Below are 14,763 nucleotides of genomic sequence, written 5' to 3'. Positions count from 1 at the left end.
CTTGTGTTTAATTTTTTGTCGTCTTGCACAATGGCGAGCGGCCGTTTTCGTTCAGCGCCTCGATGGTGAAGTAATAGTCCGTGTCCGCATCCAGTCCGCGGAAGTCATATTCCGTCTGTCCCAGTACCGTGATGGCATTGTACATCTTGCCTTCGGCGGTGCCGTAGTAGATGTTGTAGCCATAGGCGCTTGCTTCGGGTTGCCAGGAGATAAGGGCATTCCGGCGGTCTTTCCTGTCACGTTTCACAGTCAGTCCTTTCACGGCTTGCGGGACATCGCCGTCACCGTTCCCGAAGACGCGGAAGCCGGACAAGGCGACATTTCCCGTAGGCATGTGCACATTCTCGTATTTCAGATAACGGGCACGCAACGGCTCGTTGAGCTCGATGTAGTCGTGCGGACAATCCTTGTCACTGTCGCTCTTGTCTATGACCAATGTCCATTCTTTTCCGTCTTCGGAAGCAAAAATACGGTATTGGTGATAAATATCCATGGCACGGTTGTATTGAACCGCTTTATGGTCGTAGAAGTTCAACTGCACGGCACGTACATTCTTTGTGCTGCCCAGGTCTATCCCGGCCCATTCGCCAGGGTTGCCGGAACGGGCTGCCCAGTAGGTGCGCATACTTTCGTCCGTCAGGTTGGAAGCTGCATGGATGCTATCCGTAGATGATACCTCCACCGGTTTGCCGTAGGACAGAAGCATCCATCCCGTGAAACGCTCTGCAGGGTTCTTTACGTCCATCGGTTCTGCCCAGTTGGGATAATCGCCGAAGGCAGTGGACGAATACATGACACCATCCTTGTCGAAAGCCACCGGATAAAGACCGATGCGGCGTTCGAACTTGTACTTCAGGGAGAGCATGCAGGTGGCCACGTGCCAGTAATTGCCTTTCACGTCGCAGAACGTGCCTCCATGACCGGCACCTTGCACATAACCGCCCGGCTTGTAGCACATCGGGTTATGCTTCTGGTAGACAAACGGGCCCAGCGGGGAATCCGAAACATATACGCCATCGGCATAGACTTTGAATTCAGTGCCCGGAGCACCATATTGGAAATAATATTTGCCATTGTGTTTGGTCATGTAAGCGCCCTCTGTGAATGGGCGGAGTGTCACTTCATCGTCATTGTTCATGCCGAAACGTTCCCAGCCGTGTTCTTCGGGGCGGAGCATCATCACTTCGTGAATCTTGCTGATGGGATAGAAATCATTCCGGTCCAGTTCCACCGCCTTTAGCGGATATTCATTGCTGGAGCCATAATACATATACAGTCTGCCGTCATCGTCCAGAAACATGCAGGGGTCCCATGTGGGAAGCACATTCTTTTCGATGGCACGTTTGAAACGTCCCGTTTTGGGGTGTGTACTGTACCACACGGCAAGGCCTTCGTAGGTGGAGCCGGTATAGAACAGCGTGTCACCGCTTACATAGGCTGCCGGTGCGCACTGGTCGTCGTCCGTAGGCTTGCGTTGGAAGCCGGCAGGAACGAAATCCCAATCCACCAGGTTCTTGGAATAGTGAAAACCGCCCTGGTTGGTGGAGAACAGAAAGTATTCTCCCTTGTATTCCACCGCCATCGGGTCGGCAGAGGAACGGAACGAACCGTTGGGACGCACATTGTTGTTGAAAGGCTCGAAATTGTAACTGATGTTCATCGGATTGCAGAAGGTGCGCGACAGAGGCGCCTGTGGGTCATACCACCGGGTCGCCTGGGCGGGACGGCGGATTGCGGTTGCCTTGTGTACCTCTTTTTCCATCACTACCTCAATATCGGTTTCATCCAGTGCCAGGATTCTGTTCACTATCTTTTTCCCGGGATAGTAGACATACAGGTGCACGTCGTTCTTCGCTCCTTTGATGGCAAAGCTGCCGTCGTGGGCAGTGGTATTGTGCATGGGACTTGCGAAGAACATGACTGTGGCGCCTGCGAGTGGCTGGCGGTTGGTGTCCAGTACGTGTCCTTTTACGATACGGTCTTGGGTTACAGTGATATAATAGTCACTGACTTGCCCCTTCACCACTTTGATGGAATCGTCAGGGGTTGCCTTTGCCGTCAGAGCGGCAAAGGCTATTCCACAACTGATTAGGAATCTTTTTACCATATTGGAGCGGATTTATTCGGCAATTCCGTCAATGGGTTCCAGCTTCAGGTCGGGAAGGTCGTCCAACTGGTTGGCTGGTATGGGCCAATAAGTCTTTTCTGCTGTCCATCCTTTGGGACCGAGTACGGTGGCGGCATCGCCGGTACGCACCAAGTCCACATAACGGGCACACCATTCGCCGCAAAGCTCCATCCGGCGTTCGTCCATCACGTCTTTCAGGGTAACACCGGTTTTGGTGCTCATGCCTGCACGCCGGCGCACTTCGTTGTAGCCTGCGTCTCCATCCTTGCCCAGTCTGACTTTGGCTTCGGAGTTCATCAGCAGCACTTCGGCATAGCGGATGATACGCACATTGTTGTTGGCTCCGTAGGTCGTACGTGGAAGAGTCATCTGATTGTAGGGAAGGTAACCTTTGCCGTTCCAACAGTCGGTCTTGGTGGCCGATGTGGGACCTACCTGCCAACCCTCGCGCGTCTTGCTCAGGGCTTTCAGGAAAGAAGTTTCGGCACGCACACCTTCGCCACGGGCTTCGGCCCATGCCACGAACTCGGGTTCATAGCCTATGAAATTCCAGCCGCCTATGGACTTGGTGCCTTCGGCTTGCTTGTAGCTGATGGTACCGTCTGCGTTCACTACTTCATCATACCTCTCTGCCATGTTCGGACCCTGGAAATTGAACCATTGGTCTACGCCCAGGTAATCGCCAGAACCATTGCCGTAGTCTGTTACCTGGCATTCGAACAAAGATTCGTCACACAACTTTCCGGGAATTTTGAACAGCTGGTAGAAGTCGTCGTAGAGACGGAATCCACCGTTCTTGATGATGTCATCGGTCAGTGTCTCCACTTGTGCATAGTCTCCTTTCAGCAGATAGATGCGGGCGGCCAATGCTTGGGCGGTGAAGGCTGTCACGGCTCCCTTGTGTTCCATCTGGTTGGGACGCATGCGGGGCAGTTTGTCGATGGCGTAGTTCAAATCTTCCAGCATATAATTATATACGGCCTCTACGGTAGAACGGCGAAAATCGGTCTGCAGGTTGTCACGGTAGATGACGGTGGGACCGAAATTGGTCACCAGACAATAGTAAGCCCATGCACGGATGGTACGTACTTCGCCGCAATAGGATTCGTAGGTTTTGTAATCTTCGCTTCCTGCAGCAAGATATTCGGCATAACCGTCGAGGCTTTGCAGGGCGGCATTGGTGATGCGGATGATGTCGTAGAAGTTCATCCATACCTGGTTCAGTGCCCAGAATGAGTTGTTGTAGTTGAACTTGCGTCCGAAGGCCACGGCATCGCCCTGGTCATCGGTACGGCCCGACCACACGTCACCGTCGCGGGTGAACATCAATAGTGCGTTGCACCAGTGCATGCCCTGTGTGCGTACTTTGGAGTAGGCACCCACTACGGGTTGGTACATATTGTTCTTGTTGGTAAAGTCCACGCCTTGTTCGGGAACTTTGTTCTCCGGATCGATTTCTATGAAATCGGTGCAAGCGGTAGCTCCTCCCAGTACCATCATGGCCGGAAGTATATATGCGAATGTTTTCTTTAAGAATTTCATTGTTTTACGTTTTAGGGTTTAGAAATCTATTTGCACTCCGAAAGTATAGGTTGAAGTCAGAGGGTATACTTCGGTATCCCAACCTTCGGCATCCGACACTTCAGGTGTGAAGCTGTTGGCCTTGAAGGTAGTGAAGGGGCGGTCGGCCGTCAATGAGAGGCGGAGTCCCGGCATCACGTAGCTGCCTATCTTCAAGTTCTTGAACGAGTAGCCCAGCGTGATGTTCTGGATGCGGAAGTAATCGGAGCTTTCTACGAAATAGGAAGCGTTGTTACTGTCTGATTTGTTCCAGGTTTTGAGAAGAGCCTTGGCCGACGGATGTTCGTTGGTAGAGCCTGCACCCGTCCAGCGGTTCTCATACTGTGCACGGTCAAAGTTATAGTAGTCGGCTGCATAGCGCAGGGCACGCTTACGGTTCCACAGTTCGCCGCCTGCTTGTCCGTAGGTAGTGAGGCTGAAGTCGAAGTTCTTATAAGAGAATCCGGCATTGAAGCCATAAGTAAAGCTGGGCACGTATGAGCCCAACACCTGCTTGTCGTTTCCGTCTATCACATGGTCGCCGTTCACGTCCTCGTAGATGAAGTCGCCGGGTTCCAGTCCGTTGGCCACGGCGATGGGGTCGGCAGCACATTGTTCAGGAGTCTGGTAGATGCCGATGACCTTGTAGCCATAGAATGAGTTCATCGTCTCGCCCACCATATTCACGGTCTTTCCGCCTTTGATGATTTTCATGTTTCCTTTTAGGCTTTTCACTTCGTTATGCAGATAAGAGAGATTGACGCCGATGTTGTAATTGAAGTCCTGGCCAATCTTGTCGTTCCAGTTCAAGGAGAGGTCGATACCGGTATTCAGAATCTGTCCGTTGTTGCCGGCCAGCAGCTCGCCACTCATCGGGAGCTTGGGTGAAATCACGGCGTTGTCAGTCAGACGGTAGTACCAGTCGATGTCGGCGTTCAAGCGGTTCTTCAGTGTACTGAAGTTGACGCCCACGTTGGTTTCGTTCACTACTTCCCAACCCAGCCAGCTGAAGTTGGTGGTGTTGATGAATCCGTCGATGGCGGTATTGGGACCGAATACGGACTGTACGTTCTGTATGCTTGCGAAGCCTGCACTGGCAGCAATCTTGTCGTTACCCAGCTTACCCCAGCTGGCACGCAGCTTCATGTAGTCGAAGATATTCTGGTTCTTCATAAACGGTTCTTGGGAGATGACCCATGCGGCACCGATGGAGGGGAAGTAGCCCCATTTGTCGTTGTACTTGGACGAGCCGTCGGCACGGAAGGTGAACATCAACATGTACTTGTCGTTGTAGTTGTAATTCAGTCGGGTGAAATAGGAGAGACCGCGGTATTTCCAGCCGTCGTCTTTCACCGTAGCGCCTTCCTTGTTGCCCAGTGCGATGTATTTCCACACGTCCTCACCTTCGGGCACGTTGGTGGCGGTACCTTCGAGCAGGCGGTATTGCTCTTGACGCATGGATGCACCCAGCATACCGGTAAAGGAGTGTTTGCCCCACTTGTCAGTATAAGTGGCCACGTTGTCCCATATATATTTGTAGTAGTTAGTGTTCTTTTTAGTGAGTTCGGTAACCTCTTTCTTCTGGTTGGTGCCTACATAGTAGGTAGGAGTGAACTCAGAACCGCGAATCATTGAGTAGTCGTAGCTGTAGCTACTGCGTATATTCAGCTTGTCGGGGATGAGGTTGAGCTGTGCATAGAAGTTGGTCAGCACTTGGTAGGTCTCGTTCCGGTTGTCGTAATAGTTGGCAGTGGCTACCGGATTGTTGAAGTTGTTGGTCAAGCCCACCTGCTCGGGTGATGTGTACTTCTTAGGGAATACGGCATCGTCGCGGCGGTCATCATACACCGGGATGATAGACGGTGTGTTGTATGCCTGTTGCCATGCGGCATTCTTGGGAAGCTGCTGCTGCGAGTTGCTGAATACGCCGTTGAAGCCTACTTTCAGCCATTTGCGGGCTTCGTAGTCAAGGGCGGCACGGAAGTTCAAGCGGCGGTAGTAGTTTTCCACGTCCATGATACCGTCTTGTGCCAGATAGCTCATGCCGGCAGAGTAGGTCGCTTTTTCCGTACCACCGGAGATATTCAAGCTGTGATTGGTCATCATGGCTGTGCGCAACAGTTCGTCATACCAGTTGGTATCGGCATTGAATTGCAGGTTTTCCATATTGCCTCCGAATTCGGCTACTGACTTTTCGAAAATCGACCGGTAAGCTTCCGGGTTGGCTTCCAACATCATGGTGGCATACTCGTGAGAGTTACACATCTCCAGCAGGTTGGTGGCTTTCTGAATACCTACATAACCGTTATAGGTAATCTTGGCATCCTGGTTGCGGCTTCCTTTCTTGGTGGTGATGATTACAACACCGTTGGCGGCGCGTACACCGTAGATGGCAGATGCGGATGCGTCTTTCAAGATGGTCATGTCCTGAATGTCGGAATTGTTCAGGAAGTTGATGTTGTCGTAGAACATTCCGTCCACTACATAGAGAGGAGAGGTGTCACCGAAGGAACCCATACCACGGATGGTCACTTTAGGACCTTCGCCCGGCGTTCCCGAATTGATGATGTTAACACCCGGTACCTTTCCCTGCAATGCTGCCATCGGGGAGGAGGTAGGAACATTGATAAGTTCTTTCTCTTTGACAACGTCAATCGGGGCCGTCAGGTCTTTCGCCTTGGCCGAACCGTAACCGATAACAACAACTTCTTCCAGTAGTTGTGCATCTTCACGTAGCTTTACATTAATGACGGATTGTCCCGCAGCGCTTATTTCCTGCGGCAACATGCCCAAATAGTTGAATACGAGAGTTGCGTCTTCGGGGACGCCGTTCAGTACATAGTTACCGTCGAGGTCGGTAGCTGCTCCAATAGTAGAGCCTTTTACTACAACCGTGGCTCCAATAATCGGTTCGTTGTTCTGATCAACAACAGTTCCTTTAACTGTCTTTGTTCCTTGTGCCAAAACTGTCAGTGGCAATGAGAACAAAATCATGAATAGAAGAAATAAAGTTTGCCTTCTCATAAACTAAATTTAAGAGTTAATAATTCTGCCGGCAAAGGAAGTAATTACGGTAAGTAAGGCAAAAAAAAACACTACCACGATAATACGTTTAGGGTAAAAATGGGTACCGTTTTACTACGTTTTCGTGTTACTTGTTTCTAATAATCAGTTTGTTGTGATTGAATGATTTGTAGCCGCTTTATTTCAAGTCGATGAGAAAATCCACTAATCCCGTTCCGTCGGGGATATCCAGTTTCTTGCGCAAACGGTAGCGTGCTGCCTCTACTCCCCGGATAGTGAGGTTGGTCATTTGCGCAATGTCTTTCGTAGAAAGATTCAGGCGCAGCAGCGCACAAAAACGGAGGTCGGTAGCGGTAAGACTGGGATAACGTTCGCGCAAATTACGGAAGAATTTCTCATGAATCAGGTCGAAATTGTTCTGGAATACATCCCAAAATTCCTGTGTCTCGATGTTTTCGTTGATGAGCTTCAGCAGAGATTCGAGGTTCTTGCGTCCATATTGCCCTTTCACCAGGGACTCTTGTACGACAGTACGAAGTTTCTCCAGGACCTCGTTCTTGGCAAATACACCCAGTGCCATGCTGGCAAGGTCTTTACTCTTTGCCGACAACTCGGCTTCCAGCAATTGCTGTTGCTGCAGAGTTATCAGATGCTCCTGCTCGCGCATCTTGATGTTCTGCTGCACCTGCTCTGCCTCATACTCCTTCCGTTTCTTTTCCATGGCACGGTTGGCGCGCCACTTGGAGAAAAAGTAGACAAGCGCTGTGAGAACTATGAGATAGAGCGCAAAGGCATAATAGGAGAGGTAGAAAGGGCGGGCTATGGCAAAATGATATTCCACCTCACCGATTTTCTGTCCCAAATCATTATAGGCTTCTGCCTGGAATGTGTATTCTCCGTAATCCAGGCTACCGTAGCGGATTTCGGGCTCTTTCAGGTCCGATGTCAGCGCCATGCCTTGTCCTCCTTGCAGGACATAATGGAAATGTACGGACAATTTATTGTAATGCGGCAGGCTTACTGAGAACAGCAAATCCCGGTAATTGCTTTCCAGTTCGACATTTCCAGACAGAGGCAGGCGTTTCTCCTTTTTATCGGAAGAGGAAGCAGTGACCGAGCTCAGTGAGAGGGCGGACTCCAGAGTAGGACTGAGGCTGTCTGTGTTTTTGCTGTAACTGGCGATTCCGTTGTTCAGATTAAAATAGACAACGTCATTGTCGACGAACACATTGTTGTAGTTCTCTATGCATGGAGAATCAAACAGTTCGATGAGGATGCGCTGCTTCACGATGTACTCTCCTTCTGCGTACTCTACCAGTACGTACTCATGTGAACCGGACAGCCAGAAGCGGTCGTTCGTGACGGATACCACAGAATGAGCATTCCTGATGTAAGGCAGAATGGCATTCAGCTTTTGGAAGGGGATAATCTGCCGGGTGATGTCGTCATAGGTATAGAAGCCGTTGGGACTGGAAAAGACGATACGTCCTCGCATTTTCATTACTTGGATAGGGCCGATGATATATTCCGAGCCTAAATGGGAGATGTGCCGTACGCTTTTTACAGCCGACAAGTCATCGCTCAAGACTATTTTATAGACTCCCTGATACATGTGTGAAGCCCAGATGACACCGCTTTGGTCCACCTCCAAGTGCATGACCGGTGCAATGAAGCCGTCTATGACATGCGAAAAGGTCCATTGCCCGTTCTTCTTTTTATAGATACGCAAATTGGCGTAGGATGATTCCAACAGTATCTCTTCGCCATAGAGGGTGCACTTTATCAGACACGTACTGCTGTTGGTATTGCTTATGACGGAAACATTCCCTTTTTCGCCTATTAATAAGGTATGGGCATTGTTGCCTGCAAAGAGTTGCCCGTCAATGTCCTTCACATACCAGTTCTGTCCTTCAGTATGGGGAAGCAGGCGCAGATTCTCGGTAACCTGGTGGTATTCGTACAAGCCCTGGTTGGTGGCCAGATAGAAACAGTCGCCCCGGTGGGCTATGTCGTACACCATGCCCAGTTTGGTTTCATGGTTGGCAGGAGTCAGCAGCATGACGGGTGAGTTGTGGTGGATGTATGCGATGCCGTCGTCCAATGCTGCCCATACGTTGTTGTCTTTGTCACAGAACAAGCCCAGGACTGTGTTGTTGTCCAGACGGTTATCCAGATTGAAGTGCCAGAGGCAATGTCCTTTGCGGTCGATGGCGTATATGCCATTCAAGACTGTACCTATCATGAATATGGAATCATTGGTCATGACGGCGCGGTTCACCCGCTGTTTCTTCAGCTCTGCATCAATGTCTGTTTTCCAGGGGGTGATGTCACCGTTGTAGCGGAACAATCCGTTATTCTCTGTGACCATCAGGAAGCTGTCGTCCCCGTCGGGCAGTAATGCCACTACATTGTCATCGTTCACTTGGCTGCGGGGGAAGAGATGAAGGAAATCCTTGCCGTCGAATTCATAGAAGTCCTCATCAATCATCTGTGTGTAGATATGTCCGTTTTGGGTGTAGAAGTAGAGCGGCTGTTGCTGTCTGTTGCGGAAAGCGTGTACCATCTTCCCGTCGTAGGAGAACCAGGCGCTGAACGACTGGAAGTAGATGCGACCGTCCAGCTCTACAATGTTCCATATCTCGTTGTTCTCCATGGGGAAATTTTTCAGGAATTTGCTCAAAGAATGGTACCGGAGAGTGCCTGCCTCCGAATACTTGAAATAGCCGAATTCCTCGAATGCCCCCACATAGATACGGTCTTCTTTCACATACACCGAACGGACAATATGGTTCCCCGGCACTTTGTGGAGAGTCCAGCGATAACCGTCATATACCAGGAGCCCCTGGCTGTTGCCGAAATACATTTCGCCGTTGCTGCCTTGCGCACATGCCCAGTTCTGATAACCGGCTTCATAGTCTTTGGCAAGATAGTTGGTGACGGCGGGCATGAAGGAAGAAGCCCTGGCCTGGATGAAGAGGATGAACAATAGAAGGCACACTACCCAATACTTGAAAAGCATCGGTCTTATCGTATTTTGTTTCATTTTTTCAGGTTAATCGAAGTGTTTCTTGGAAGCAAAGATACAATAAGTATTCTAAATATTGTGTTTTGATGAGATAAAAAAGGTACTTGAAGCGGTTAGGGAGGATGCTTCTTAATGAATATCCTCCCCTCTTAGTTGTTTGTCTTTTGAAATTTATTATAGGGATTGTGCGGATGATAGGACTCGAACCTACACGCCTCACGGCACCAGATCCTAAGTCTGGCGCGGCTGCCAATTACGCCACATCCGCGGAATAATTCCGATTAGCGGGAGCAAAGATAGAAAGAATTTTCGTTTTGGCAAATTGTTTTGTAGATAAAGTCGTTTTAGAAAGTCACTTTCAGTATTTTTCTTGCTTCCTCAATGATGGTGTCCAAGTCATTGTTCTCATCTTCTTTGCTCATATCCACTTTCTTGTCCGGGTCGATGCCGAACTCGATATGCTGTTTTTGGGCATCGAGGTGCGGGCTGGCAGAAAAGCGTACCCCCCATCCGTTGGGCAGTTCCGAAGAGAATGGCAGGCCCGACCCGCCGCCGGTTTTGTCACCAACCAGGGTGACATTGGGAAAACAGCGCATGGAGTTGACAAAATCATTGGTTGCACTATAGGAATGACGGTTGGTCAGGACAATTACCTTTTTTTGCCAGCGGATACTGTTGGAAGGTTCCACATAAATGGGAGTCGGATCTGAAAAATCGCTATGGCCTTTGCCGGTCTTGTGCTGAATATATCCCGTCAGTACTTTTTCATTCGTGAAGCGTTGTGCCATTCGGGTGGCGTTTGTCAGGTTGCCGCCACCATTGTTGCGCACGTCGATAATCAGGCCGTTACAAGCGGAAAGGTATAACAGAATCTCATCCAGGTTGCCGTTTCCGATGCCGCTGGAGAAATCACCGTAATAGATATATCCTATGTTGTCCTCCAATATGGTATATTTGGCGCCTCCAGCAATGCGGTAGTCTCTTCCCAGGTACTTTTCAATGATACTTTCGTTGAAGTTACGAGGATAATCCAGATACCAGTCCCAGTAGCGCGCCATGTTGGAAGAAGAGTACAAGTTGACATGTCCGTCTTTTAACTCGGCAAGCATGTTACCTAATATTTCAAATAGACCGTCGTAACTCATTCCCGGGGTAATGAGTGGCTGGTACTTGTCATGGATGGCATCCCAGTCTATTTGCTTGTAGTCCAGGAAGCAGTACTGTTCGTCTATTATTTTCCACAAGGCTTCGAAATTGCCTTGTGGGGTATTGTCGAACTCTTCCTCACGAATACATCCGTTCAATAGGGGCAATAACGTGAGTAGGATACTCCAAATTATTAAAATATATCTTCTTTTCATGCACATTATCCTTATCATCTTATCGTTTATCACCTTGTCACTTTTTACTTTCTCTTGTTAGGAAACAGATAGAGTTCCTTTACGAACCCCACCATGAATACGTGCGAGTAAGTATGTGTCTTTATTTCATTTACTTTGGACTGTTGTGCGTCCCATATGTAAGCGAAACGCATCCGGGCACGTCCCACCGGAAAGTCTGCGGTCAGCATTTGTCTCAGAGAGGGCTGGTTGTGCAGGGAGGTGAAGTTCACTACTCCGTCCCAATGTCCTAACGTAAATATCTCGTAGTAGGACTGTCCATAGTTGGGCATGAACATGATACCTGCCAAGGGAAGATTTACCTGATAGCGTAGTGTGATGGGACGGTTCTTGATGCGCAAGTCCCAAATAGCCATTCCCGATGCGGCAAGGTTGATATAGGCACGTGCTTGGGCGGGGTTGTTTCCGTTGCGCAGATTATAGACAAAGCCACCGTTGAAGTCGCCGACTCCTCCGGCAAGCAGTTTGAAATTGCCCGTGATTGGAAAATTATAATGCAGGCCGTAGTTCCAGTTGGCCAGTCCGGAGAATGTATTGTTATTGTCTACTTTGTTGTGTGTATATCCCAAGTCTGCCTGGAAGAAAGTTTGCAGAGACACGTTGCCGTCCATCAACCGTGTCATCCGCATGCTTTCGCGGGAGATACGGAAATCGATTCCCTTATACTCCTGAGGTGAAAGATAAGTGTCGAACACGTTGGTGAAGCCGACACCATACATGGTGGCACGGGTGATAATACGGTTACGGTTGGTGGAGTCAGCCCGTAGCTTCCGGTCGATGCTGCATTGTGCTTCTTGTGCTTTCAGTCCGACACTTCCCAAGAGCAGTCCGCATAGGATTATTATCTTGTATATGTACATATTAAATTATCAATTACAAATTAGTAATCGTTAGCCACTAATACTTCATTTCCGTCCTTCATCAAAAGAGTTTCATCTGTCCTGTCATCTCGTCCAGTATGTCCCCTTCGCTTTTACCGTGGTCGGGGTCCAGAATTTCCGGTTCTTCATCCGTTTCCTGCTCTTCGGTTTTCTGCGAGGGTTCCGGTTGACGGGTAGGCTCCAGCTCGTTGATGGTTTCTATAGTATAGGTGGTCAGGCGCTTACCTTTTGCTTTGAAGCCTTTCACGGCGATGAATTCGTCGGCTTCCACCACCATCGGCTCTCGGAAATTGTCGTGGCCGCCAAACACCACCTCTAAACGCGGGTAGCACTCGTCTGTCAGCAGAATGAGGCTGCTGTTCTTGTTTTCTCCCAAGTAGTTTTGCTTGCGGGCGGTTGCCTCGAAGCAGAAACGCTTGATGTAAGGATAGTTCTGCTGGTCGGCATCGTAGAGTACGGCGGTCCATACTTTGTTCGGATCGTATTTCTCCAATACGCGTATGCCATCGTCATAGTGATTGTTCAAGTCGAAGTTGGTGGCATAGAACTCTCCGCTGTTCTGTACGACAAGGATGGTGTCTTCGCTCTGGAATTCTCCGAGATATTCTCCGCGCCCGTCGTAGTTGAGACGTAGCACATCACGGTCGAACCAGACTTTCCGTCCACCCAGCGTGGAGCCTCCACGTTGTTTCAAGGCTATCTTGTGTACGGGGAGTTTCGTGAGTATATTTCCCATGGCCTGCCGTCCCTTGATATTGATGTTGCTGAAATCCTCCTCGAAGATAATACGGCGTACACGGGGATTGGGTTTCAGGGTTACCTTGATGATTTCAGCTTCTCCATTGGGATTGGCGGTGAAGTAGGTGATACGGGAGTCGGGAGTACCTTGCGTCACATCGTATTCGCGGTCACGCACCACGGAAGTGACGGCAAAACGCTTGATATAGCTTGTCCCCTCCTTGCCGTCACGGTAGCAGACATTGTAGATGGTACGTTTGTCGTTCTTCTTAAAAATGTTGGCATAAAGTATATTCTTGCCCACGAACTTCTTGTCGGCCACCGGTGTGATGATATATTTTCCATCGCGGAAGAAGATAATCACGTCATCTATGGGCGAGCAGTTGCCTATGAATTCGTCTTTCTTCAATCCAGTTCCGATGAAACCCTCTTCGCGGTTGATGTACAGCTTTTCGTTGGCTTCGATGACTTTGGTTGCTTCGATGGTGTCGAAGTTACGCAGTTCCGTGCGGCGGGGGAAGGCTTTGCCGTACTTGTCCTTCAACATACGGAACCAGTCGACGGTATATTCCACGATGTTTGCCAGATGGCAGTCTATCTCCTCTATGTCCTTTCGCATGCGTGCTATCAGTTCCTCTGCCTTGTCGGAGTTGAATTTGAGGATACGTGCCATCTTTATCTCCATCAGCCGGAGGATGTCTTCCTTGGTCACTTCGCGGATAAAAGTCGGGTAGTAGGGAGTCAGGCGCTCATCGATATGTTCGCAGGCGGCATCCATGTTTTTGGCTTGTTCAAACTCCTTATCCTTGTAAATACGTTCTTCAATGAATATCTTTTCGAGTGAAGCGAAATGCAGGCTTTCCAGTATCTCTCCCTTACGGATTTCCAGTTCCTGGCGTAGCAGTGCCAATGTGTTGTCGACTGATTTGCGCAATACATCACTCACGGTGAGGAAGTGGGGCTTTTGGTCGTCGATGACACAGCAGTTGGGAGAGATGCTCACTTCACAGTCGGTGAAGGCATAGAGGGCATCGATGGTCTTGTCGGATGATACACCCGGGGCTAGATGCACTAATATTTCCACACTGCCGGATGTTAGGTCCTCTACCTTACGTATCTTGATTTTTCCTTTTTCGCTGGCCTTTACGATGGAGTCGCATACACTGGCCACCGTTTTCCCGTAAGGAATTTCCTTAATGGCAAGTGTCTTGTTGTCTATCTTTTCTATTTTGGAGCGCACGCGTATCGCACCGCCACGTTCACCGTCGTTGTATTTGGATACATCGATACTGCCTCCCGTCTGGAAGTCGGGGTACAGCTTGAATTCTTCGTTGTGCAGATAGCTGATGGAAGCATCGCACAGCTCATTGAAGTTATGTGGTAATATTTTGGATGACAGGCCTACGGCAATACCTTCCACACCTTGTGCAAGCAGCAGTGGGAATTTTACCGGTAGTGTAACCGGTTCTTTGTTTCGCCCGTCATAAGAGAGTTTCCATTCGGTGGTCTTGGGGTTGAATACCACGTCCAGTGCGAACTTGGAGAGACGTGCTTCGATATAACGGGGGGCAGCGGCGCTGTCACCCGTCAGAATGTTACCCCAGTTTCCCTGGCAATCCACGAGCAAGTCCTTTTGTCCCAGTTGTACCAGAGCATCGCCGATAGAAGCATCACCGTGCGGATGGAACTGCATGGTATGTCCTACGATGTTCGCCACCTTGTTGTAGCGCCCGTCTTCCATGCGGCGCATGGAGTGGAGGATACGCCGCTGTACGGGTTTCAGACCATCCATGATATGGGGTACGGCACGTTCCAATATAACGTATGAGGCGTAGTCCAGAAACCAATTCTGGTACATGCCGCTCAGTTGGTGCTTTATATTGGCATCCTTTGCGTCCGCAGGTTTGTAATCCGAGTGTTCTTCGCTCCCGGCCGGGAGTTCCTTGTCCAAATCATCTTTCGGTGCTTCAAAATCTTCGCTCATATTTGTTCGGGAATTGTCTATTC

Annotated in this window: 7 protein-coding genes and 1 tRNA gene; all 8 read right to left on the bottom strand. The window is 49.7% G+C overall.

Features of this window, described 5'->3' with window-relative positions; genetic code table 11:
• Window positions 1-7: 7 nt before the first annotated feature.
• The gene (locus DWX62_RS01110; protein WP_035447057.1) at window positions 8-2,107 is read right to left on the bottom strand and encodes a family 43 glycosylhydrolase; all 2,100 of its coding nucleotides are present in this window, start codon (window positions 2,105-2,107) and stop codon (window positions 8-10) included.
• A gap of 12 nt (window positions 2,108-2,119) precedes the next feature.
• Window positions 2,120-3,670 carry a RagB/SusD family nutrient uptake outer membrane protein gene (locus DWX62_RS01105; RefSeq protein ID WP_005830324.1) on the bottom strand — a complete coding sequence of 517 codons (1,551 nt, stop codon included), beginning with the start codon at window positions 3,668-3,670 and terminating at the stop codon, window positions 2,120-2,122.
• A gap of 18 nt (window positions 3,671-3,688) precedes the next feature.
• Window positions 3,689-6,712 (bottom strand): TonB-dependent receptor, encoded by a 3,024-nt coding sequence (locus DWX62_RS01100; protein WP_005830322.1) that lies wholly within the window; start codon window positions 6,710-6,712, stop codon window positions 3,689-3,691.
• Between the two features lie 178 nt (window positions 6,713-6,890).
• The gene (locus DWX62_RS01095) at window positions 6,891-9,755 is read right to left on the bottom strand and encodes a hypothetical protein (protein ID WP_005830320.1); all 2,865 of its coding nucleotides are present in this window, start codon (window positions 9,753-9,755) and stop codon (window positions 6,891-6,893) included.
• A gap of 168 nt (window positions 9,756-9,923) precedes the next feature.
• Window positions 9,924-10,005, bottom strand: a tRNA-Leu gene (locus DWX62_RS01090).
• A gap of 76 nt (window positions 10,006-10,081) precedes the next feature.
• Entirely contained in the window at window positions 10,082-11,098 is a 1,017-nt protein-coding gene (locus tag DWX62_RS01085) for a S41 family peptidase (RefSeq protein WP_085931088.1), read from the bottom strand.
• Between the two features lie 44 nt (window positions 11,099-11,142).
• Window positions 11,143-11,997, bottom strand: a complete 855-nt coding sequence (locus DWX62_RS01080; RefSeq protein ID WP_005830316.1) for a DUF3316 domain-containing protein — start codon at window positions 11,995-11,997, stop codon at window positions 11,143-11,145.
• 61 nt (window positions 11,998-12,058) lie between these two features.
• The gene (locus DWX62_RS01075; protein WP_009037727.1) at window positions 12,059-14,740 is read right to left on the bottom strand and encodes a DNA gyrase/topoisomerase IV subunit A; all 2,682 of its coding nucleotides are present in this window, start codon (window positions 14,738-14,740) and stop codon (window positions 12,059-12,061) included.
• Window positions 14,741-14,763: the final 23 nt, after the last annotated feature.

The organism is Bacteroides sp. AF20-13LB, from assembly GCF_003603065.1.
Taxonomy (GTDB): Bacteria; Bacteroidota; Bacteroidia; order Bacteroidales; family Bacteroidaceae; genus Bacteroides; species Bacteroides uniformis.
Note: the sequence above shows the minus strand (reverse complement) of the source record. Positions and strands in the feature narration are given on the sequence as shown.